Origin of the sequence: Streptomyces sp. NBC_00259 (assembly GCF_036181745.1) — a bacterium.
In the GTDB taxonomy this organism is placed as follows: domain Bacteria; phylum Actinomycetota; class Actinomycetes; order Streptomycetales; family Streptomycetaceae; genus Streptomyces; species Streptomyces pratisoli.
In genome coordinates this window covers 2,473,066-2,493,498 of the sequence record NZ_CP108080.1, presented here as the reverse complement: position 1 = coordinate 2,493,498, position 20,433 = coordinate 2,473,066, and the positions used below count along the sequence as shown (strand labels likewise).

Annotated in this window: 23 protein-coding genes; 11 read left to right on the top strand and 12 right to left on the bottom strand. The window is 69.0% G+C overall.

The features are described from left to right. Positions 1-66 precede the first annotated feature (66 nt). Positions 67-1,494, top strand: coding sequence for a hypothetical protein (locus OG766_RS11240; protein WP_328725203.1), 1,428 nt, complete (start codon positions 67-69; stop codon positions 1,492-1,494). Here OG766_RS11240 and OG766_RS11235 read toward each other — a convergent pair. Both OG766_RS11235 and OG766_RS11230 read right to left on the bottom strand, forming a co-directional pair. Beyond that, positions 1,484-1,759 carry a DUF397 domain-containing protein gene (locus tag OG766_RS11235; protein WP_328725202.1) on the bottom strand — a complete coding sequence of 92 codons (276 nt, stop codon included), beginning with the start codon at positions 1,757-1,759 and terminating at the stop codon, positions 1,484-1,486. The genes OG766_RS11240 and OG766_RS11235 overlap by 11 nt on opposite strands. Then, positions 1,741-2,595, bottom strand: coding sequence for a helix-turn-helix domain-containing protein (locus tag OG766_RS11230; protein ID WP_443045475.1), 855 nt, complete (start codon positions 2,593-2,595; stop codon positions 1,741-1,743). The genes OG766_RS11235 and OG766_RS11230 overlap by 19 nt, the downstream gene beginning before the upstream one ends. A gap of 133 nt (positions 2,596-2,728) precedes the next feature. Between OG766_RS11230 and OG766_RS11225 the strand changes: the two genes are divergently transcribed. Further along, a complete protein-coding gene (locus tag OG766_RS11225; protein WP_266374316.1) occupies positions 2,729-2,944 on the top strand; it encodes a hypothetical protein in 216 nt (71 codons plus the stop codon). Continuing rightward, on the top strand, positions 2,941-3,159 hold the full coding sequence (locus OG766_RS11220) for a hypothetical protein (RefSeq protein WP_328725201.1): 219 nt from the start codon (positions 2,941-2,943) through the stop codon (positions 3,157-3,159). Before OG766_RS11225 ends, OG766_RS11220 begins: the two co-directional genes overlap by 4 nt. A 1-nt stretch (position 3,160) precedes the next feature. Here the strand turns inward: OG766_RS11220 and OG766_RS11215 are convergent, their stop codons facing one another. Together OG766_RS11215 and OG766_RS11210 are read right to left on the bottom strand one after the other, a co-directional pair. Then, positions 3,161-3,574 (bottom strand): PIN domain nuclease, encoded by a 414-nt coding sequence (locus OG766_RS11215; protein ID WP_266374318.1) that lies wholly within the window; start codon positions 3,572-3,574, stop codon positions 3,161-3,163. Then, positions 3,575-3,832 carry a type II toxin-antitoxin system VapB family antitoxin gene (locus OG766_RS11210; protein ID WP_328725200.1) on the bottom strand — a complete coding sequence of 86 codons (258 nt, stop codon included), beginning with the start codon at positions 3,830-3,832 and terminating at the stop codon, positions 3,575-3,577. It abuts the gene before it with no gap. Between the two features lie 124 nt (positions 3,833-3,956). Here OG766_RS11210 and recO point away from each other — a divergent pair, with 124 nt between their 5' ends. Together recO and OG766_RS11200 are read left to right on the top strand one after the other, a co-directional pair. Further along, entirely contained in the window at positions 3,957-4,706 is a 750-nt protein-coding gene (gene recO, locus OG766_RS11205; RefSeq protein ID WP_266374320.1) for a DNA repair protein RecO, read from the top strand. Positions 4,707-4,720: 14 nt separating this feature from the next. Continuing rightward, positions 4,721-5,584 carry an isoprenyl transferase gene (locus OG766_RS11200; RefSeq protein ID WP_266374321.1) on the top strand — a complete coding sequence of 288 codons (864 nt, stop codon included), beginning with the start codon at positions 4,721-4,723 and terminating at the stop codon, positions 5,582-5,584. Between the two features lie 80 nt (positions 5,585-5,664). Here the strand turns inward: OG766_RS11200 and OG766_RS11195 are convergent, their stop codons facing one another. The 4 genes from OG766_RS11195 to OG766_RS11180 all read right to left on the bottom strand — a co-directional run bounded on the left by OG766_RS11195 (position 5,665) and on the right by OG766_RS11180 (position 8,940). Continuing rightward, on the bottom strand, positions 5,665-6,075 hold the full coding sequence (locus tag OG766_RS11195; protein WP_266374322.1) for a Fur family transcriptional regulator: 411 nt from the start codon (positions 6,073-6,075) through the stop codon (positions 5,665-5,667). Between the two features lie 65 nt (positions 6,076-6,140). After that, positions 6,141-7,070 carry a metal ABC transporter permease gene (locus tag OG766_RS11190; RefSeq protein WP_266374324.1) on the bottom strand — a complete coding sequence of 310 codons (930 nt, stop codon included), beginning with the start codon at positions 7,068-7,070 and terminating at the stop codon, positions 6,141-6,143. Positions 7,071-7,072: 2 nt separating this feature from the next. Continuing rightward, the gene (locus tag OG766_RS11185) at positions 7,073-7,831 is read right to left on the bottom strand and encodes a metal ABC transporter ATP-binding protein (protein ID WP_266374325.1); all 759 of its coding nucleotides are present in this window, start codon (positions 7,829-7,831) and stop codon (positions 7,073-7,075) included. Positions 7,832-7,878: 47 nt separating this feature from the next. Then, complete coding sequence (locus tag OG766_RS11180; RefSeq protein ID WP_328725198.1) at positions 7,879-8,940, bottom strand: metal ABC transporter substrate-binding protein; 1,062 nt, start codon at positions 8,938-8,940, stop codon at positions 7,879-7,881. 196 nt (positions 8,941-9,136) lie between these two features. On the opposite strand from OG766_RS11180, the gene OG766_RS11175 reads away from it, so the two are divergent. Together OG766_RS11175 and OG766_RS11170 are read left to right on the top strand one after the other, a co-directional pair. After that, positions 9,137-10,519 (top strand): glycine--tRNA ligase, encoded by a 1,383-nt coding sequence (locus OG766_RS11175; protein WP_266374327.1) that lies wholly within the window; start codon positions 9,137-9,139, stop codon positions 10,517-10,519. A 127-nt stretch (positions 10,520-10,646) separates the two neighbouring features. Continuing rightward, a complete protein-coding gene (locus OG766_RS11170) occupies positions 10,647-10,862 on the top strand; it encodes a hypothetical protein (RefSeq protein WP_328725197.1) in 216 nt (71 codons plus the stop codon). A gap of 88 nt (positions 10,863-10,950) precedes the next feature. Here OG766_RS11170 and OG766_RS11165 read toward each other — a convergent pair whose 3' ends face one another. Further along, positions 10,951-11,538: a TetR family transcriptional regulator gene (locus OG766_RS11165; protein WP_266374329.1), complete on the bottom strand. Its 588-nt coding sequence runs from the start codon at positions 11,536-11,538 to the stop codon at positions 10,951-10,953. 76 nt (positions 11,539-11,614) lie between these two features. Next, positions 11,615-12,619: an aldo/keto reductase gene (locus OG766_RS11160; RefSeq protein WP_266378011.1), complete on the bottom strand. Its 1,005-nt coding sequence runs from the start codon at positions 12,617-12,619 to the stop codon at positions 11,615-11,617. Positions 12,620-12,898: 279 nt separating this feature from the next. Here OG766_RS11160 and OG766_RS11155 point away from each other — a divergent pair, with 279 nt between their 5' ends. Next, entirely contained in the window at positions 12,899-13,126 is a 228-nt protein-coding gene (locus tag OG766_RS11155; protein WP_328725195.1) for a DUF6243 family protein, read from the top strand. 120 nt (positions 13,127-13,246) lie between these two features. After that, positions 13,247-13,492 carry a DUF6158 family protein gene (locus OG766_RS11150; protein WP_266374332.1) on the top strand — a complete coding sequence of 82 codons (246 nt, stop codon included), beginning with the start codon at positions 13,247-13,249 and terminating at the stop codon, positions 13,490-13,492. Positions 13,493-13,502: 10 nt separating this feature from the next. Here OG766_RS11150 and OG766_RS11145 read toward each other — a convergent pair whose 3' ends face one another. Next, positions 13,503-14,120, bottom strand: a complete 618-nt coding sequence (locus OG766_RS11145; RefSeq protein ID WP_328725193.1) for a Uma2 family endonuclease — start codon at positions 14,118-14,120, stop codon at positions 13,503-13,505. Between the two features lie 123 nt (positions 14,121-14,243). Beyond that, positions 14,244-15,713: an MFS transporter gene (locus tag OG766_RS11140; RefSeq protein ID WP_328725191.1), complete on the bottom strand. Its 1,470-nt coding sequence runs from the start codon at positions 15,711-15,713 to the stop codon at positions 14,244-14,246. Positions 15,714-15,765: 52 nt separating this feature from the next. On the opposite strand from OG766_RS11140, the gene dusB reads away from it, so the two are divergent. Next, positions 15,766-16,911: a tRNA dihydrouridine synthase DusB gene (gene dusB, locus OG766_RS11135; protein WP_266374337.1), complete on the top strand. Its 1,146-nt coding sequence runs from the start codon at positions 15,766-15,768 to the stop codon at positions 16,909-16,911. Positions 16,912-17,360: 449 nt separating this feature from the next. After that, positions 17,361-20,069: a pyruvate, phosphate dikinase gene (ppdK, locus tag OG766_RS11130; RefSeq protein WP_266374339.1), complete on the top strand. Its 2,709-nt coding sequence runs from the start codon at positions 17,361-17,363 to the stop codon at positions 20,067-20,069. The last annotated feature ends 364 nt before the right edge of the window (positions 20,070-20,433 follow it).

Sequence of the window (20,433 nt, the reverse complement as noted above, 5' to 3'; positions counted from 1 at the left end):
ACTCGCGAGTAAGGACGAGTGGCGGCAACCACCCCCCTCACCCTTCATTCGCCGGAGGACACCCCCGTGCGTCATTCCACCAGGAGACTCCTGGCCCCCGCGCTGACCGCGCTCGCGATCACGATCGCCGCGAGCGGCTGCTCGGCCGGCCCCGACACCGCCGACCACTCGGCCGCCGGACCCACCCCCGCCGCCGCCACGGCGACAGCGGGCGACGGAAGCGAACAACTCGACGTCGAAGCCGCACCCGAAGGAAAGCCCACCCCGACGGCCGTGGCCCGCCGCAGCTCCGACGGCGGCGACAGCGCGAAGAAAAGCACCCTGAAGGTCGCCTCCTACGACAAGCGCACCCGACGTGCCGTCATAGCCACCCCGCCCCGGGACGAGACCCCGTCGGCCACACCCACCGCGTCCCCGACGGCCGACGCCCCGGTCAAGACCGGCGACGTCATCGCCAGCGCCCCCGCGCCCGGCGCCCCCGACGGACTGCTGGCCCAGGTCACCGAGGTCGTCGGCACCACCGACAAGGGCACCGAGGTCCGCACCGGGCCCGCGACCCTCAACACCCTCCTCGCCGACGACAAGGCCGACGGCCGAGTCCCCGTCGACCCCTCGACCTTCGACGTCGAACCCCTCGTCAAGGGCGTCAAGGTCTCCTGGGCCAAGAACGGCGGCGCCACCTTCGGCCCCAGCGGAGCGAAGCTCCCCCTCGGCAGCCTGCGCCTCGACGTCGGCGCCGCCCTCGCCACCGCCGACGACGCACCCGTGTCCGCGGCCGCCTCCGTCTCCGGCTTCGTCCAGCTCGCGCCGCAGGTGGAGTTCTCCTACGACGGCAGCGCCAACGGCCAGTCCGGCCGCCCCGCGCCCGGCTCCGCCTTCCTCGGCATGACCGGCGACTGGAGCGCCCAGTGGGCCCTCAAGGGCCGCGCCTCCGCGAAGGCCACCCAGCGCATCCCCTTCGCCAAGCTCCACGCCGATCCGGTCATCCAGGTCGGCCCCGTGCCCGTCGTCGTCAACCTCGACCTGACCTGCTACCTCCAGGTCGAGGCCGACGGCCGCATCACCCTCGACGTCCGGCAGAACGTACGAGGCGACTTCCGCGTCGGCGGCAGCTACGCACCGGGCGACGGCTGGACGCCCGTCAGCACCTCCGACGTGAAGAGCACCCCGGTCACCACCACCGTCACCGCCGCGGGCCACGCGAAGACCACCCTCGGCGCCGAGGCGTCCGTCGGCTTGTACGGCATGGTCGGCCTCACCGCCGACTTCGCCCCCTACCTGCGGGCGGAGGCCGAAGCCCGCGCGGACGCGTCCTCGGACGGCACGGCGAAGGTGTCCGGCACCTGGGCGCTGCACGGCGGCTTCGACCTCAGCGGAAACCTCCAACTCCAGCTGGCGGTCTTCGGCACGCCGATCCTCCAGCACCGCATCCCGCTGGGCAGCCTCCACCGCGAATGGCCACTGGCCGGCGGCAAGGGCACGTTCAGCGCCTGACGACGCCGTCGACGAAGGCGGCCCAGGCTGCGGCGGGGAGCACGATGACGGGCCCGTCAGGGACTTTGCTGTCCCTGACGGGGACGACACCGGGGAGGGCGTCGAGGACCTCGACGCAGTCGCCGCCTTCGCCGTTGCTGTAGGTGCTCTTGCGCCACGGGGCGGCGCCGGGGAAGTCGTACGCTACTTCGACGCACTCGCCGCCCTCGCCGTTGCTGTAGCTGCTCGTGCGCCAGCGGGCGTTGCTCAGGTCGTACTCGGGCATCGTCTGTAGTCCTCAGCCGCCGACTCGACCATGGCGAGGGACGCCTCCGGCGACAGCGCGGCGACCCTGAGCAGATCGTAGGCGCGTTGTACCCGCTTCACCACCGCCGGATCGTCCAGCAAGGTGCCCGAAAACGACGTCTCCGTATAGGCGGTTGGCGGCGCGTCGTCGAACTCCATGAGCTGCAGCATCCCGGCCATGGAGGCGTACGCGCCCACCTCGCACGGAACCACCGTCAGAAGCACTGTGCGCTCACGGGCCAGTGCGGCTATGTGGTCGAGCTGCCAGGCCATCACGGCCGGTCCGCCCACGGGCACACGCAACACGTTCTCATGCAGGATGGCCCAATACTCGGGCCTTGTAGCGTCCTTGAGGATGCGCGCCCGTTCCATCCGGGACGTGACCTTCTCCTCGACGTAGTCCTCGGAGACGAACGGGTTGGTCGCGAGCGTGACGGCCCGCGCGTACTCGGCTGTCTGCAACAGGCCCGGCACGACCGTGGGTGCGAACTGACAGATCCTCGTCGCCGGCACTTCCAGCTCCGCCACCGCCGCGAAGTAATCCGCGTACGGCGAATCCGCGATCAGCTTCCTCCACATCCGTTCGAAAAAGCCGTCGGTTTGTAGCGCCTCGTCGATCCGTCCCGCCACGTCCTTCTGCGGCTTCCTAATCGCCTGTTCGAATTGGCCGATGTACCCGCCGGAGACGAATACCCGCCGCCCCAGTTCCCCCTGCGTCAGCCCGGCCGCCTCCCGCCTCCGCTTCAGCTCCAGGCCGAAGAACTCCCAGGCCGCCTGCCGTGCCCAGGCTCCCCGCCCCATACCTGCGTTGGCCATGGATTAACTCCTTTGTGCTGCCGTGCAGTTGTAGCGCGCGTATGTCTGCCGATTCTAGGTCCGTGTCTTCACACTCGAGATGGGAAAGACACAAGACATCCGGAAGCACGGGAAGCACGAGGAGAGGAGCGCTGTGGCGGAAAGGGAACACCTCCAGGACGCGGAAGCGGTCGTGGCGGAATTGCGGGGCGCGCTCGCACGTATCGGCGTGACGTTGCCGTCGCTCGGGATCGACCCCCTGTCGTACGACGGACGCGAGACGCGCGTCCTGGTCGAGCTGGGCCGGTGCAATGTCGAGACCGCGCGGAGGATGGCCGCTGCGCTGCCCGGGCCGGAGACGGACCGATGAAGCCGCCGGCGGTGGGGTCGTACGTGATCGACACGAGCACCGGCCGGATGGGCAGAGTCATGGGGTACGAGGGGCCGTACGTACAGCTCAGACCGATCGGCGGCGGCCGCGAATGGGACTGCGCCCCGGAGGTGGTGCGCGCCGCCACCGCCATGGAGCGCCTCCGCGCGGCCACGGCGTACGCGAACGCCCGCAGCCGCGGTGAGGTGCCGTAAGTCAGTTCCGGAGGTCGATCATTTTGGTCGGCTGGCCCGTGGTGCGGGCAATCGTTTCGAAGTCCCGGTCGTAGTGGAGGAGTGTGAGCCCGGCCTCTTCGGCGACGGCGGCCACGAGGAGGTCGACCGGTCCGGCGCTGCGGTGCTCACCCTTGGCGGTGAGCTCGTCCTGGACCACGCGTGCGCGGCGGTAGACGCCGTCGGGGAGCGGGCACCAGGCGTAGTGCGTGTTGATCTCGCGTTTCACTTCGTCCCGGTGCGCGGAGGAACGGGCCGAACACAGAACCTCCAGTTCAGTGAAGTCGCAGATCGCGACGAGACCCGCACTGATCCTCTTGTCCCACTCTTCCGTCGTCCTGCCGAGGAGTACCCGGACGAGGGCCGAGGTGTCGATGAGGTAGTCGGCGACGTTCACTTACGCGGTCCTCGGCACGTCGTCGATCTCCTCGTCCCCTGCTCCGCCCCGGTACTTGCGCTTGTCCAGGAGGATGTCCACATCCAGGGCACCCTGGGCGACGAGCCGGCGAGCGTTCTCGAGCGAGCGCAGGCGCCGGTACCGCGCTGTCACCTCGCGCAGGGCCGCGTTGACGGTGTCGCGCTTGGTGGTGGTGCCGAGCTCCTTCGCGGCCGCCTCCAGAGCCTCGTCGTCCAGGTCGATGACGGTTCTGCTCAAGAGAACCCCTCCTCGTGATATACGCATGCGTATATCAGTATACCTCGGAGTGTGTGCATCACGTCTGGGGTGTGCCTGTCGGGTCCGGGGCCGGCGGCCCCTCTCCGTACGGGACAATGACCCCATGAGTCTGTTCCGCGACGACGGCATCGTGCTGCGCACCCAGAAGCTGGGTGAGGCGGACCGGATCATCACGATCCTCACCCGCGCCCACGGGCGCGTCCGCGCCGTCGCCCGTGGGGTGCGCCGTACCAAGTCGAAGTTCGGGGCGCGGCTCGAACCGTTCTCGCACGTGGACGTGCAGTTCTTCGCACGGGGCAGCGATCTCGTCGGCCGCGGGCTCCCGCTGTGCACACAGAGCGAGACCATCGCTCCGTACGGCAGCGGGATCGTCACCGACTACGCCCGCTACACCGCCGGCACCGCCATGCTGGAGACCGCGGAGCGGTTCACCGACCACGAGGGCGAGCCGGCCGTGCAGCAGTACCTGCTGCTCGTCGGCGGGCTGCGCTCCCTCTCCCGCGGCGAGCACCCGCCGCACCTCATCCTCGACGCGTTCCTGCTGCGCTCCCTCGCCGTGAACGGCTACGCGCCGTCGTTCGAGGACTGCGCGAAGTGCGGCATCCACGGGCCGAACCGATTCTTCTCCGTCGCGGCCGGCGGAGTCATATGCGCCGACTGCCGGGTACCCGGCAGCGTCGTACCCTCTGCGGAGGCCGTCGCACTGCTCAGCGCGCTGCTGACCGGAGACTGGGACGCCGCGGAGGCGTGCGAGGAGCGCCACGTCAGGGAGGGCGGCGGACTGGTGTCCGCCTATCTGCACTGGCACCTGGAGCGCGGCCTGCGATCGCTGCGGTACGTAGAGAAGAACTAGGAGAGTGTGACCCCATGGCACGACGCGGATTCCTGGGACGTTCCCGCCGCGAGTACGAGGTCCCCGAACCGCACCCCTCCGGTGCCCGCCCGCCGAAGATCCCCGGCGAGCTCGTGCCGAAGCACGTGGCGATCGTCATGGACGGCAACGGCCGCTGGGCCAAGGAGCGCGGCCTGCCCCGCACCGAGGGGCACAAGGTCGGCGCCGAGCGCGTGCTGGACGTGCTGCAGGGCGCGATCGAGATGGGCGTCGGAAGCATCTCCCTCTACGCCTTCTCCACCGAGAACTGGAAGCGCTCGCCGGACGAGGTGCGCTTCCTGATGAACTTCAACCGCGACTTCATCCGCAAGACCCGCGACCAGCTCGACGCACTCGGCATCCGGGTCCGCTGGGTGGGCCGGATGCCCAAGCTGTGGAAGTCGGTCGCCAAGGAGCTCCAGATCGCCCAGGAGCAGACCAAGGACAACGACAGGCTCACGCTGTACTTCTGCATGAACTACGGCGGGCGCGCGGAGATCGCGGACGCGGCGCAGGCGCTGGCGGCGGATGTGAAGGCCGGGCGGCTCGACCCGTCCAAGGTCAACGAGAAGACCCTCCAGAAGTACCTGTACTACCCGGACATGCCGGACGTCGACCTCTTCCTGCGGCCGAGCGGCGAGCAGCGCACCTCCAACTACCTGATCTGGCAGAGCGCCTACGCCGAGATGGTCTTCCAGGACGTGCTCTGGCCCGACTTCGACCGCCGTGACCTGTGGCGGGCCTGCCTGGAGTTCGCCTCACGCGACCGCCGCTTCGGCGGTGCGATCCCCAACGAGGAACTCCTCGCCATGCAGGGCAAGGACCCGGCCCCCGCTCCGGCCCCGGACCCCGCCGGCTGACCCGGCGCACGGGAAAGGGCCTGCACCCGGCGCCGGGTGCAGGCCCTTTCACCTACGTCGACTCACTCGACGACGTCGATTCACTTGCGCGCGCACTCCGCGCACGTACCGAAGATCTCCACGGTGTGTGCCACGTTCACATAACCGTGCTGCGCGGCAATCGTCTCCGCCCACTGCTCCACCGCGGGGCCCTCGACCTCGACCGCCTTGCCGCACATCCGGCACACCAGGTGATGGTGGTGCTCACCGGACTCACAACGCCGGTACACCGCCTCACCGTCGCTCGTGCGCAGCACATCCACCTCACCGGCGTCGGCGAGGGACTGCAGCGTCCGGTAGACCGTCGTCAGGCCGACCGAATCGCCGCGGTGCTTGAGCATGTCGTGCAGCTCCTGCGCACTGCGGAACTCGTCCACCTCGTCCAGCGCCGCCGCCACCGCGGCCCGCTGACGGGTCGACCGGCCGCGCACGGGGGGTCCAGCCGTCGCCACAGGTGCCTCCTAACGTTGCGCCGCTCTCCGCCGGACATTCTGCCAGGCCCGGACCGGAGCGCCGATCAGCCTTTTTCGGCCACCGACCGGACAGTCGCGACATCACCGGTCACACGGCCCGCGGACGGAACGTCCACATCGCACTCCGCCCCGGCCGCCCCGGCCGCGCTCTCCGCCGATCTCGCCCGCCGCCTGGCCAGCGGCGCCGCCAGCACCGTCAGCAGCCCGAAGACCCCGATCGCCAGCAGCACGATCGTCGCACCCGGCGGCACATCCTGGTAGTACGTGGCGACCGTACCCGTCAGCGTGACCGCGACACCGATCGCCACGGCCACGACGAACGTCACCGCGAACGACCGGGTGATCTGCTGCGCCGCCGCCACCGGCACCACCATCAGCGCGCTCACCAGCAGCAGACCCACCACACGCATCGCCACCGTCACCGTCACCGCGGCCGTCACCGCCACCAGGAGGTTCATCGCCCGCACCGGAAGACCCGTGACCCGTGCGAACTCCTCGTCCTGGCTGATCGCGAACAGTTGCCGCCGCAGACCGACCGTCACCAGCAGCACGAAGGCCGCCAGCACACAGATCGCGACGACGTCCTCGTCCGAGACCGTCGACAGCGAGCCGAAGAGATACGAGGTGAGCTTGGCCGTCGAGCCGGTGTCGCTGAGGTTCATCAGCAGGACGCCGCCCGCCATGCCGCCGTAGAACAGCATCGCCAGCGCGATGTCCCCGCGCGTACGACCGTAGGCCCGGATCAGCTCCATCGCGACGGAACCGGCGACCGCGACCAGCGTCGCCACCCACACCGGGTTGGTGGACAGCAGGAAGCCGAGACCGACACCCGTCATCGCGACATGGCCGATGCCGTCGCCCATCAGCGCCTGCCGGCGCTGGACCAGATGAATGCCCACGGCGGGCGCCGTGATGCCGACCAGCACGGCGGCCAGCAGCGCCCGCTGCATGAAGGGGTCCTGGAGCAGTTCCATGATCAGGTCAGCAGTCCCGTGCGGAGCGGCTCGTCGGCCGCGTGCGGATGTACATGGTCGTGGCCCGGCAGCGCATGCTGGCCGACCGCCTCGGGCGGCGGACCGTCATGGACGACACAGCCGTCGCGCAGCACCACCGCGCGGTCGATCAGCGGCTCCAGCGGGCCCAGTTCATGGAGCACGAGCAGCACCGTCGCCCCGGCCGCCACCTGCTCGCGCAGCGTCCCGGCCAGGATCTGCTGGCTGGCGAGGTCCACGCCCGCCATCGGCTCGTCCATGATCAGCAGTTCGGGGTCGGCGGCCAGCGCACGGGCGATCAGCACCCGCTGGTGCTGGCCGCCGGACAGGGCGCTCACCGAGTCCTTCGCCCGGTCGGCCAGCCCGACCAGCTCGATCGCCCGCCGCACGGCGGCCCTGTCCTCCCCGGACGGCCACCTCAGCTTCGTACGCGACAGCCGGCCGGAAGCCACCACCTCGCGGACCGTCGCGGGCACACCACTCGTCGCGGTCGTCCGCTGCGGTACGTAACCCACCCGCGACCACTGACGGAAACGCCGCAGCTCCGTACCGAACAGCGACACCGAACCGTCCGTGAGCGGCACCTGACCGATCACCGACCGCACGGCCGTCGACTTGCCCGAGCCGTTCGCACCGAGCAGCGCGACGACCTCACCGCGGTGCACGGTGAGGTCGACGCCACGCAGCACGGGGCGCGAGCCGAGCGTGGCCCTGGCTCCGCGGACGGATATGACGGGCTCCATGGACTGCGCCTCCGATGCTGCTTCCGCTGTTGCTCCAGCTGCTGGTGTCACTTCGCGCCGAGCGCCTTCTGCAGCGCGGCGAGGTTGGACTCCATCACCTCGATGTAGTCATCGCCCTTGGACCTGTCCGTGATTCCCTCCAGCGGGTCCAGGACGTCCGTCTTCAGGCCCGTGTCCCCGGCGAGCGTCTTCGCCGTCCTGTCGCTGGCCAGGGTCTCGAAGAAGACGGTGGTGACCTTGTCCTTCTTCGCGACCGCCTGCAGCTCCTTGATCCGGGCGGGGCTGGGCTCGGACTCGGGGTCGATGCCGGCGACGCCCTCCTGCTCCAGGCCGTAGCGCTCGGCGAGATAGCCGAAGGCGGAGTGGGTGGTGATGAAGGTCCTGGTGCCGGTGTTCTTCAGGCCCTCGGCGAACCTGGTGTCGAGCGCCTTCAGCTTGGCGACCAGCGTGTCCGTGTTCTTCCTGTAGTCCGCGGCGTGGGCCGGGTCCGCCTTCGCCAGGGAGGCGCCGACGCCCTTGGCGACCTCCGCGTACTTGACCGGGTCGAGCCAGACGTGCGGATCGGCGCCGGCGCCTTCCTCGCCGTGCTCCTCGGCCGCGTGCTCCTCGCCCTCGTGCGCGCCGTGCTCCTCGGCCGCGTGCTCCTCGCCCTCGTGCGCGCCGTGCTCCTCGCCCGCGTGCTCCTCGCCCTCGTGACCGTGGCCGTGGTCGTGGCCGACGCCGGTCCCATGGCTCTCCAGCCGCGTCAGCGTGGCCGCGTCGACCGTGTTCTCCACACCGGCCTGCGCGATCGCGTCGTCGACCGCGGGCTGGATGCCCTTCAGATACAGGACGTAGTCGGCCTGGCGGAGCTCCGAGGTCTGCCTGGGCTTCAGCTCCAGGTCGTGCGGCTCCACGCCGGGCTTCGTGAGAGAGGTGACCGCCACGTGTTCACCGCCGATCTGCTCGGCGAGATACTGCATGGGGTAGAAGGACGCCACCACATCCACCTTGCCGTCGTTCTTGCCGCCGCCCGCGGCCTCGGAGCCCGAGCACGCGGAGAGGGTGACAAGGGCCAGAGCGCTCGCTCCGGCGACGGCGGTGGCGGGTATGAGGCGTCGTACGTTCATGACAGTCATTTTCAATGAAAGTGGAAACGATTGTCAACAAAGGGTCGCGTGCGCCCGTACCCGGGACCGATTTGATCCCGGGGGTGCGCCCGCCGGTAATCTGAAGCATTCGCCCCGCCCGTCATCCGATCACCCCCCTCACCAAGGCGCTTCGCGCCACCTCATCCCAATTCGTCGTCGTAGTGAAGAGAGCACCGTGGCCGCCGACAAGATCGACACGATCGTCAACCTGAGCAAGCGCCGTGGCTTTGTCTACCCGTGCAGCGAGATCTACGGCGGACAGCGCGCCGCCTGGGACTACGGGCCGCTGGGAACCGAGCTCAAGGAGAACATCAAGCGCCAGTGGTGGCGCTACATGGTCACCGCCCGCGAGGACGTCGTCGGACTCGACTCCTCGGTGATCCTCGCCACCGAGGTCTGGGAAGCCTCCGGCCACGTCGCGACCTTCACCGACCCCCTCACCGAGTGCACCTCCTGCCACAAGCGCTTCCGCGCCGACCACCTGGAGGAGGCGTACGAGGAGAAGCACGGCCACGCTCCCGCGAACGGCCTCGCCGACATCAACTGCCCCCACTGCGGCAACAAGGGCCAGTTCACCGAGCCCAAGCAGTTCTCCGGCCTGCTCTCCACCCACCTCGGCCCCACCCAGGACTCCGGCTCCGTCGCCTACCTGCGCCCGGAGACCGCCCAGGGCATCTTCACCAACTTCGGCCAGGTCCAGCAGACCTCGCGCAAGAAGCCCCCGTTCGGCATCGCCCAGGTCGGCAAGTCCTTCCGCAACGAGATCACGCCGGGCAACTTCATCTTCCGCACCCGCGAGTTCGAGCAGATGGAGATGGAGTTCTTCGTCAAGCCCGGCGAGGACGAGCAGTGGCACGAGTACTGGATGGAGCAGCGCTGGAACTGGTACACCGGCCTGGGCCTGCGTGAGGAGAACATGCGCTGGTACGAGCACCCCAAGGAGAAGCTCTCCCACTACTCCAAGCGCACCGCCGACATCGAGTACCGCTTCCAGTTCGGCGGCAGCGAATGGGGCGAGCTCGAAGGCGTCGCCAACCGCACCGACTACGACCTGAACGCCCACTCCAAGGCCTCCGGCCAGGACCTGTCGTACTTCGACCAGGAAGCCGGCGAACGCTGGACCCCGTACGTCATCGAGCCCGCCGCCGGCGTCGGCCGCACCATGCTCGCCTTCATGCTCGACGCGTACAACGAGGACGAGGCCCCCAACGCCAAGGGCGTCATGGAGAAGCGCACCGTCATGCGCCTCGACCCGCGCATCGCGCCCGTCAAGGTCGCCGTCCTGCCGCTCTCCCGCAACCCCCAGCTCTCCCCGAAGGCCAAGGGCCTCGCCGCCGACCTCCGGCAGAACTGGAACATCGAGTTCGACGACGCCGGCGCCATCGGCCGCCGCTACCGCCGCCAGGACGAGATCGGCACCCCCTTCTGCGTCACCGTCGACTTCGACACCCTCGACGACAACGCCGTCACCGTGCGCGAGCGCGACACCATGAAGCAGGAGCGCGTCTCCCTGGACCAGATCCAGGGCTACCTCGCCACCCGCCTCATCGGCTGCTGACGTCCTCACGACCTTCACCAGGACGTTCACCAGGACGACGACAAAAGGCCCCCGGTTCCGGGTACGGAACCGGGGGCTTCGTTGCACACTGGGCCCACTCGTCGACCCTCGACAGGGGAGCCCCGCCATGCCGTCCACCACCAGCAGCAAGGTCAGCAGATGGGACCAGCACGGACGAGAACACATCGTCCGGGTCCAGAAAGCAGGCGTACAAAGGTCGTTGACCTGCGACACCTGCGGCTGGCGCAAAGGCGCACAATTCCTGCCCTGGCTCAAGGCCGAGGAACACCTCGCCGACGCACACCAGGCAACCGTCGACCCCACCCGTGACCGCGCGGACTGAACGGACTGAACGGACTGAACGACTGAACCGACCGGCTGAACGGACTGAACGGACTGAACCCCGAACGCGCCGGAGCCACCCGCGCAGTTCAGGCCCGCAGACCGCGCAGCAACAACTCGCACACCGCACGGAACTCGTCGTCGATCGACGGCCTCCGCCACTCCGGCGCATGCACCGGATCATGGAAACGCGCCGTCGCGTCGAACACCGCCTGCGCCACCGACACCGGCGACGCGGCCGCGAACTCCCCGCTGCGCACACCCTCTTCGACGATCCGCGTCAACTGGCTCACCAGCACCACCAGATGCTCGTCCACGACCCCGCTCGCCTCGGTGATCAACACCATGTACGTGGCGAACAGCTCGGGATCGTCCCCCGCCTTGTGACGCTTCGTCTCGAAGAGACCCGCCAGCCACGCACGCAGCTTCTCCTCCGCCGACCGGGCCCGCCCCTCCGTGATCTCCGACAGCAGCTCCTCGGTCCGGCCGAGCCAGCGCGCCGTCACCGCCTCACGCAGCGCCGCCTTCGTACGGAAATGCCGGTACACACTGCCGTGACTGACCCCGAGAGCGCGCGCCACATCGACGACCGTCGCCTTCGACGGGCCGAACCGGCGCAGCACCTCCTCGGTCGCTTCGAGGATGCGGTCGGCGGTCAAGGCCTCGGTGGTGGACATGGCAGTGACGTTACCCTTCACGACTGACACGACCGACACGACCCGGTGCCGGCCGCCGCCCCCTCGACGACCACTCTCAGTGCTCGCTGTCGAGATGCGCCATCTGCCCCTCCGGGTAGCGCTCACCGGCCGCCGCGCCACGCGGCACGGCCCGCTCGATCGCCTCCAGATCGGCCGCGTCGAGCGTGACGTCCAGCGCACCCAGCGCCTCGGAGAGCCGGTCCCTGCGACGGGCACCGACCAGCGGCACGACGTCCTCGCCCCGGGACAGCACCCAGGCGATCGCGATCTGGGCGACCGAGACACCCTTCTGCTCGGCGATCTTGCGGAGCTGCTCGACGAGGTCGAGGTTGTGCCGCAGATTCTCACCCTGGAAACGCGGGCTCATGCCACGGAAGTCGTTCGCCGCCAGCTTCCGGTCGCCGGTGAAGTGGCCACTGATCAGGCCGCGCGACAGCACGCCGTACGCCGTGACGCCGATGCCCAGCTCACGGGCCGTGGGCAGGATGGCGTCCTCGATGCCGCGCGAGATCAGCGAGTACTCGATCTGCAGGTCGGAGATCGGCGCGACCGAGGCCGCCCGGCGCAGGGTCTCCGCACCGACCTCGGACATACCGATGTGCCGCACGTGCCCCGCCTCGACCAGCTCGGCGATGGCCCCGACCGTCTCCTCGACCGGTACGCCGGGGTCGACCCGGGCGATCCGGTAGACGTCGATGTGGTCGGTGCCGAGACGCTGCAGCGAATACGCCGCGAAGTTCTTCACCGCGGCAGGGCGGCCGTCATACCCGGACCAGCCGCCGTCCGGATCACGCAGCGCACCGAACTTCACGCTGATCAGCGCCTTCTCGCGGGCGGCCGCCGGAGCGGCGCGGAGCGCCTCGCCGATCAGCAGCTCGTTGTGGCCCATGCCGTAGAAGTCGCCCGTGTCGATCAACGTGACGCCGGCGTCGAGCGCGGCATGGACCGTCGCGATGGACTCCGAACGGTCGGCGTCGCCGTACAGCGCGGACATGCCCATGGCGCCGAGACCCAGGGCGGAGACGCGGGGGCCGGTGGTGCCGAGCGGGCGGGTGGGGATGGTCATGCGAAGAGCTCCTCGGGGGAGGGGAAAGCGGACGTTGTGATAACGACTATGGCAGGACAGCTGACAGATTTCAATATCTGTCAGTCGTCATCTGTTCTCCCGTGTCCCGCCTCCCTCGACGCACCGGGAAAATCAGGTGTCCGGCCCTGCGCCGGGCGGTACCGTCACTCGCATGTCCTCCTTCTTCCAGATCTACGAGTGAGAGTGCGGCGGCCACGTACCGCCCCCACCAGCTGACATCCGGATCACTTCTCACCACGATGGGAGAACACCGTGGCCAAGAGCCGTAACAACCTCCTCGGCGTGGGCGGACAGCGCAAGAAGCTGTCCCGCGCCGACCAGCACGACAACGGTCCGGCGCGCCAGGCCGACCGCCAGGCGACCGCCGACCAGAAGCAGGAACTCCTGCGCAAGATGCGCGAGCGCGCGCAGGGTGCCGAGCAGGGCGAGAACGGCGAGACCGCCGAGCCGTCCCAGAGCGGGACGGACGCCCAGAGCTGACGCTCACTCACCTCGGTCGGGCCCGGATCACTTCTCGTGATCCGGGCCCGATCTGCTTCCCGCTGCCGTCGGCGGATCCGGTCCATGATGGAGGGAAGTATCGATCCGGAGGTGTGAGTCATGGCCGAGCGGGACCGCGGAGTGGCACCGGAGCAGTTGGACGAAGGGCTGCTGCTGAAGGAATTGGAGGCCATCCACCGCACGCGTCACGAGACGCTGCTCTATGGATCGGACGACGCCCTGGAGACGCACACCGCCCGGATGGCTGCCCTGGAGGCGGAGTACGTCCGCCGCCACCCCCAGCGCGCCACCTCGGCCTCCCGCACCAGGGCCGGCGCCCGCGCGCGTGGGGCCGACGGCTGCTGAGGGACGGGCCTCAGCTCTCGGTGGTGGTCCTGCTGGGTACCTCGAAACCGGAGGTGTCGAGTTCACAGCCGAACGGGTCGGGAATCTCGAGCTTGCCGCCGAACGGAACCGTCGTACGCGAGAGATAGCCCTTCTCGGACGGGCTCCAGAAGACCGTGGCGGCTGCCTCTTCCATGTCGATGAGCAGGTACACGGGGACGCCTGCCCTGCCGTAGACAGGGGCCTTGTCCTGCCAGTCCACCAGGCGGGTGGCGGGTGACGTCAGCTCGCAGGCGAACGAGAGGGCCTCGCCGTCGAGGTGCCGGGCATCGGTCCGGAAGGCGGATGCCGCCGCGGCGTAGATGTCGGGACCGTAGGCTCGCTCTTCCCCCGGAAAGGTGAACAGGAACGGGGCGTGGTCGACGACGTGGTCCTTGCGTGCGTGCGGCTCCAGTTGTGCGCGGATCGAGCGCATTACGGGCAGGTAGAAACCCCTGGACCACGGCGACATGACGATGTTTCCCCCGACGATCTCTGCCCGGTAGCCGTCGGGCACCTCCATGGTCAGCAAGGTCTGGCACATCGCCTGGAAGGGCGGTGGGCCGTCCGCAGCCTCTATCGTCGTCGGTCGCTCAAGCATCAGGGTCATGATGCGCCTTCCCCACCCGTGCGGGCCAGACAGCCACGCGTGTTGTGCTGGACACTCAGAGTAGCGAAAGTCGCGGACGTGCACTCGGCGTCGGCGGGATTCAGCAGGGCTGCGGGACAGGGATCAGGACGACGCGTGGCTGTCCGCCGGAGTGCGTGGAGTGACCGCCTCCAGGCGCTGCGCCGTCCGGCGTGCCGTTTCGCGTGCCCAGCGGCCGCTCGTCGCGAGGCCCACGACCAGGACGGACAGGCCGCAGGCCATGATGATCCACCAGGCGGGGCGGCCGGCCTCGACGAAGCCGGCCGTGGGGTTCGCGGTGCTCGTGCCGGCGGCCAGGACGGAGCCGATGACGGCGACGCCGAGGGTCGCGCCGGTCTGGCGGCTGGTGGAGGCGACCGCCGCGGCGACGCCGGCCTGGGAGCGGGGCATGCCGGAGACGGCGGTGTTGGTGATGGGGGCGTTGACCATGCCGAAGCCGAGGCCGAAGAGGACGTATCCCGTGAAGAGGAGCGGGGTGGAGGTCTCGGCCTCGAAGGCGGCGAAGAGCAGTCCGCACGCGGCCATGGAGATTCCGGCGACGATCAGTGGCAGTCGTGGGCCGCGGTTGCCCACGATGCGGCCCGACAGCGGGGCGCAGATGAAGGTGAGTGCGGCCATGGGGAGCATGTAGAGGCCGGCCTGGAGGGCGGAGAGTCCGCGTACGTCCTGCAGGTAGAGGGTGTTGAGGAAGAGGAAGCCGCTGAGTGCGGCGAATGCGCTGATCGCTATGACGGTTGCGCCGCTGAACGGGGCGGAGCGGAAGAAGCGCAGGTCGATGAGGGGTTCGGGGCGTCGGGGCTCGTAGGCGAGGAGTGCGGCGAGGGCGAGGGCGGCGAGGGCGGTGAAGGGGAGGACGGCGCCGGGTCCTTCGGTGGGCGCTTCGATGATCGCGTAGGTGACCGAGCCGAGGAGGGTGATGACGAGGAGCTGGCCGACGGGGTCGGGGCGGCGTGGCTTGGGGGCGCGGGACTCGGTGACGTAGCGCCAGGTGAGGAGCAGGGCGGTGAGGCCGACCGGGACGTTGATCCAGAAGATGGAGCGCCAGCCGACGGTGTCGACGAGGAGGCCGCCGACGACCGGTCCCGCGGCCATGGATATGCCGACGACGGCGCCCCAGGCGCCGATGGCGCGGGCGCGTTCGCGGGGGTCGGTGAAGGTGTTAGTGATGATCGACATGGCGACGGGGTTGAGCATGGAGCCGCCGATGGCCTGGATCATGCGGAAGGCGACGAGGGATTCGAGGTTCGGCGCGAGGGAGCAGAGGACGGAGCCGAGGCTGAAGAGGACGAGTCCGGTCTTGAAGACCTTGCGGCGGCCGATGCGGTCGGCGGTGGATCCGGCGAGCATGAGGAGGGAGGCGAGGACGAGGGTGTAGGCGTCGATGGTCCACTGCATGCCGGCGACGGTGGCGTTCAGATCGCTGCGCATGGAGGGCAGGGCGACGTTGAGGACGGTGTTGTCCAGGCTGACGATCAGCAGGCTCATGCAGCAGATGGCCAGGATCAGCAGCCTTCGTCGGCGGCTCGGCTCGGGCGTGGGCTCTGACGCTGGCATGCATGCATAGTACGTCTAACTAACGACTTGGGGAATGCGCGACAATGGGCCAATGACCACGCTCGCCCAGCCCTCCATGCTGTCCATCGGTCCGCACACCGTGCAGCCCCCGGTGGTGCTCGCGCCCATGGCCGGCATCACGAACGCCCCGTTCCGCACCCTTTGTCGTGAGTTCTCGGGCGGCAAGGGGCTGTTCGTCAGCGAGATGATCACGACGCGGGCGCTGGTCGAGCGCAATGAGAAGACGATGCAGCTCATCCATTTCGACGAGACCGAGACGCCGCGCTCGATCCAGTTGTACGGAGTGGACCCGGTCACCGTCGGCAAGGCGGTCCGCATGATCGTGGACGAGGATCTGGCCGACCACATCGATCTGAACTTCGGCTGCCCGGTGCCCAAGGTGACCCGCAAGGGCGGTGGTTCGGCGCTCCCGTACAAGCGGAACCTGTTGCGGGCCATCCTCGACGAGGCCGTCGGCAACGCCGGGGATCTGCCGGTGACGATGAAGATGCGCAAGGGCATCGACGACGACCACATCACGTATCTCGACGCCGGCCGGATCGCGGTCCAGGCGGGCGTCACAGCGATCGCGCTGCACGGGCGTACGGCGGCGCAGCACTACGGCGGCACGGCGGACTGGGACGCGATCGCGCGGCTCAAGGAGCATGTGCCGGAGATCCCGGTGCTCGGCAACGGCGACATCTGGTCGGCGGACGACGCTCTGCGGATGATGCGGGAGACGGGCTGTGACGGGGTGGTCGTGGGGCGTGGCTGCCTGGGGCGGCCGTGGCTGTTCGGGGATCTCGTGGCGGCCTTCGAGGGCGGCGGGGGCTATGCGCGTCCGTCGCTGCGTGAGGTCGCGGACGTGATGGTGCGGCATGCCCGGTTGCTGGGGGAGTGGATCGGGGACGAGTCCCGTGGCGTGATCGACTTCCGTAAGCACGTGGCCTGGTACCTGAAGGGTTTCGCGGTCGGTTCCGAGATGCGCAAGAGGCTGGCGGTGACCTCGTCGCTGGAGGAGCTGGGTGCTCAGCTGAGCGAGCTGGACCTGGACCAGCCGTGGCCGGTGGGCGCGGACGGGCCGCGTGGGCGTACGTCGGGGAACAACCGGGTCGTTCTGCCGGACGGCTGGCTGAAGGACCCGTACGACTGTGCAGGTGTGGGCGAGGATGCGGAGCTGGACACTTCGGGGGGCTGACCGGTCGCCGGCGCTCCCGGCGGCGGTTCCGGGTCCTGCGGGGCAGGGTCCGGATCCGGGCAGGCGCGGGTCCGGATACTGGAATTCGGCCCCTGGAAGCGGCGTGATTCTCGCCACCCTTGATAAGGGTTGCGCTCAGATGAGCGGTCTCGGGGTGGCTGTGACTTCAGAAGGGGTGGCACTCAGTGCCACCCCTTCTGTGTTCAATAAGTGAACTCAGATGCCTCGTGGGGCGCTCATCTGAGCAGGGATTCCCTGTTTTGAGTCAAGCGCCCTTCGAGGGATGAAGATGCTGGGGCACATTGCTTTACGCATCGGTAACCTGCGATCTGCTGGCGGACGGGTGGTTACGGCCGAATGACGGACAAGTGGACGTACCCAGGTGCCTTCGATCTGGGTATGTTCCTCGCCGTCAGGGCAGCCACCGAGTCCTCGAGGAGTCGAGACCCGTGTCGGAAAACAAAGATCAGAAGTTCGTCTACGACTTCACCGAGGGCAACAAGGACCTCAAGGACCTCCTCGGTGGCAAGGGTGCCAACCTCGCCGAGATGACCAACCTGGGTCTGCCCGTCCCTCCGGGCTTCACCATCACCACCGAGGCCTGCAAGGTCTACCTCGACAGCGGCGAGGAGCCCGCGGCACTGCGTGACGAGGTGAGTGCGCACCTCGACGCGCTGGAGCAGGGCATGGGCAAGAAGCTCGGCCAGGCCGACAACCCGCTGCTGGTGTCCGTACGCTCCGGCGCCAAGTTCTCCATGCCGGGCATGATGGACACCGTCCTGAACATCGGCCTCTCCGACGTCTCCGTGGAGGGTCTGGCCAAGCAGGCCGGCGACGAGCGCTTCGCGTGGGACTCCTACCGCCGGCTCATCCAGATGTTCGGCAAGACGGTCCTCGGTGTGGACGGCGAGCTGTTCGAGGACGCCCTGGAGGCGGCCAAGGACGCCAAGAAGGTCAGCGTCGACACCGACCTGGACGCGGCCGACTGGAAGAAGCTGGTCAAGCAGTTCAAGAAGATCGTCAAGGGCGAGACGGGCCGGGACTTCCCGCAGGACCCGCGCGAGCAGATGGACCTCGCCGTCCGCGCCGTCTTCGACTCCTGGAACACCGACCGCGCCAAGCTCTACCGCCGCCAGGAGCGCATCCCCGGCGACCTGGGTACGGCCGTCAACGTCTGTTCCATGGTCTTCGGCAACCTCGGCCCGGACTCGGGTACCGGTGTCGCCTTCACCCGTGACCCCGCCTCGGGCCACCAGGGCGTCTACGGCGACTACCTGCAGAACGCGCAGGGCGAGGACGTCGTCGCCGGTATCCGCAACACCGTGCCGCTCGCCGAGCTGGAGTCGATCGACAAGAAGTCGTACGACCAGCTGATGCAGATCATGGAGACGCTGGAGACGCACTACAAGGACCTGTGCGACATCGAGTTCACCATCGAGCGCGGGCAGCTGTGGATGCTGCAGACCCGTGTCGGCAAGCGCACCGCCGGGGCCGCCTTCCGGATCGCGACCCAGCTCGTGGACCAGGGCCTCATCGACGAGGCCGAGGCGCTCCAGCGCGTCACCGGCGCCCAGCTCGCGCAGCTGATGTTCCCGCGCTTCGACGAGTCGGCGAAGGTCGAGAAGATCGGCCGCGGTATCGCCGCCTCCCCGGGCGCGGCGGTCGGCAAGGCCGTCTTCGACTCGTACACGGCGGTCAAGTGGTCCCGCTCCGGTGAGAAGGTCATCCTGATCCGCCGTGAGACCAACCCGGACGACCTCGACGGCATGATCGCGGCCGAGGGCATCCTGACCTCCCGCGGCGGCAAGACCTCGCACGCCGCCGTCGTCGCCCGCGGCATGGGCAAGACCTGTGTCTGTGGCGCCGAGGAGCTGGAGGTCGACACCAAGCGGCGCCGGATGACGGTGAACGGCACCGTCGTCGAGGAGGGCGACGTCGTCTCCATCGACGGCTCCACCGGCAAGGTGTACCTCGGTGAGGTCCCGGTCGTGCCGTCCCCGGTCGTCGAGTACTTCGAGGGCCGGATGCACGCGGGCGCCGACGACGCCGACGAGCTGGTCGCGGCCGTGCACCGGATCATGGCGTACGCGGACCGGGTGCGCCGGCTGCGGGTGCGGGCCAACGCCGACAACGCCGAGGACGCGCTGCGGGCGCGGCGCTTCGGTGCGCAGGGCATCGGCCTGTGCCGCACCGAGCACATGTTCCTCGGTGAGCGCCGCGAGATGGTCGAGAAGCTGATCCTCGCCGACACCGACGACGAGCGCGAGACCGCGCTCGAGGCGCTGCTGCCGCTGCAGAAGAAGGACTTCGTCGAGCTGTTCGAGGCGATGGACGGGCTGCCGGTGACGGTGCGGCTGCTCGACCCGCCGCTGCACGAGTTCCTGCCGGACATCACCGAGCTGTCGGTGCGCGTCGCCCTCGCCGAGGCCCGCAAGGACGCCAACGAGAACGATCTGCGGCTGCTGCAGGCCGTGCACCGGCTGCACGAGCAGAACCCGATGCTGGGTCTGCGCGGTGTCCGTCTCGGCCTGGTCATCCCCGGTCTGTTCACGATGCAGGTGCGGGCGATCGCCGAGGCCGCTGCCGAGCGCAAGAACGCCAAGGGCGACCCGCGTGCCGAGATCATGATCCCGCTCGTCGGCACCGTCCAGGAGCTGGAGATCGTCCGCGAGGAGGCCGAGCAGGTCATCGCCGAGGTCGAGGCGAGGACCGGCATCGAGCTGAAGCTGGCGCTCGGCACGATGATCGAGCTGCCGCGGGCCGCGCTGACCGCCGGTCAGATCGCCGAGGCCGCCGAGTTCTTCTCCTTCGGTACGAACGACCTCACCCAGACCGTGTGGGGCTTCAGCCGGGACGACGTGGAGGCCTCGTTCTTCACGGCCTACCTGGAGAAGGGCATCTTCGGCGTCAGCCCGTTCGAGACCATCGACAAGGACGGCGTCGGGTCGCTCGTACGCAATGCCGTGGCGGCCGGCCGGGCCACCCGTCCGGACCTGAAGCTCGGCGTCTGCGGCGAGCACGGCGGCGACCCGGAGTCGGTGCACTTCTTCCACGAGGTGGGCCTGGACTACGTCTCCTGCTCGCCGTTCCGGATCCCGGTGGCGCGTCTGGAGGCCGGCCGCGCGGCGGCGCAGTCCTCCGGCAGCGACAGCCGTTGAGACCCCGGGGCCGTCGGTAGGTCCCCGACCCTCACCGACCGGCCGGCGGCCCCGGCGCACCGAGAAGCGAGCGGGACGGACACCTTGTGCGGAGGTGTCTGTCCCGCTCGTTTCCTTTTGCTGAGTCCTGTTGCCGAGAGCGCGTCCGGGTTCGGTGAATCCTGTTGAACGGCGGACCAGTAGCGGGCTTTAACGGAAGCTTGATTTTCGCCATTCGTTGAGCAAAGAACAGGCGGGGCGCGGTCGACGGATCCCCACCCGCCGGCCGCGCCCCATTACCGATGCCGGACACGGAGCCGCAACCTCCGCCGACCGCCGCCAGACGGGGAAAGCCCCCCACGGTCTTTGCCTCGTCCCTCGGTAC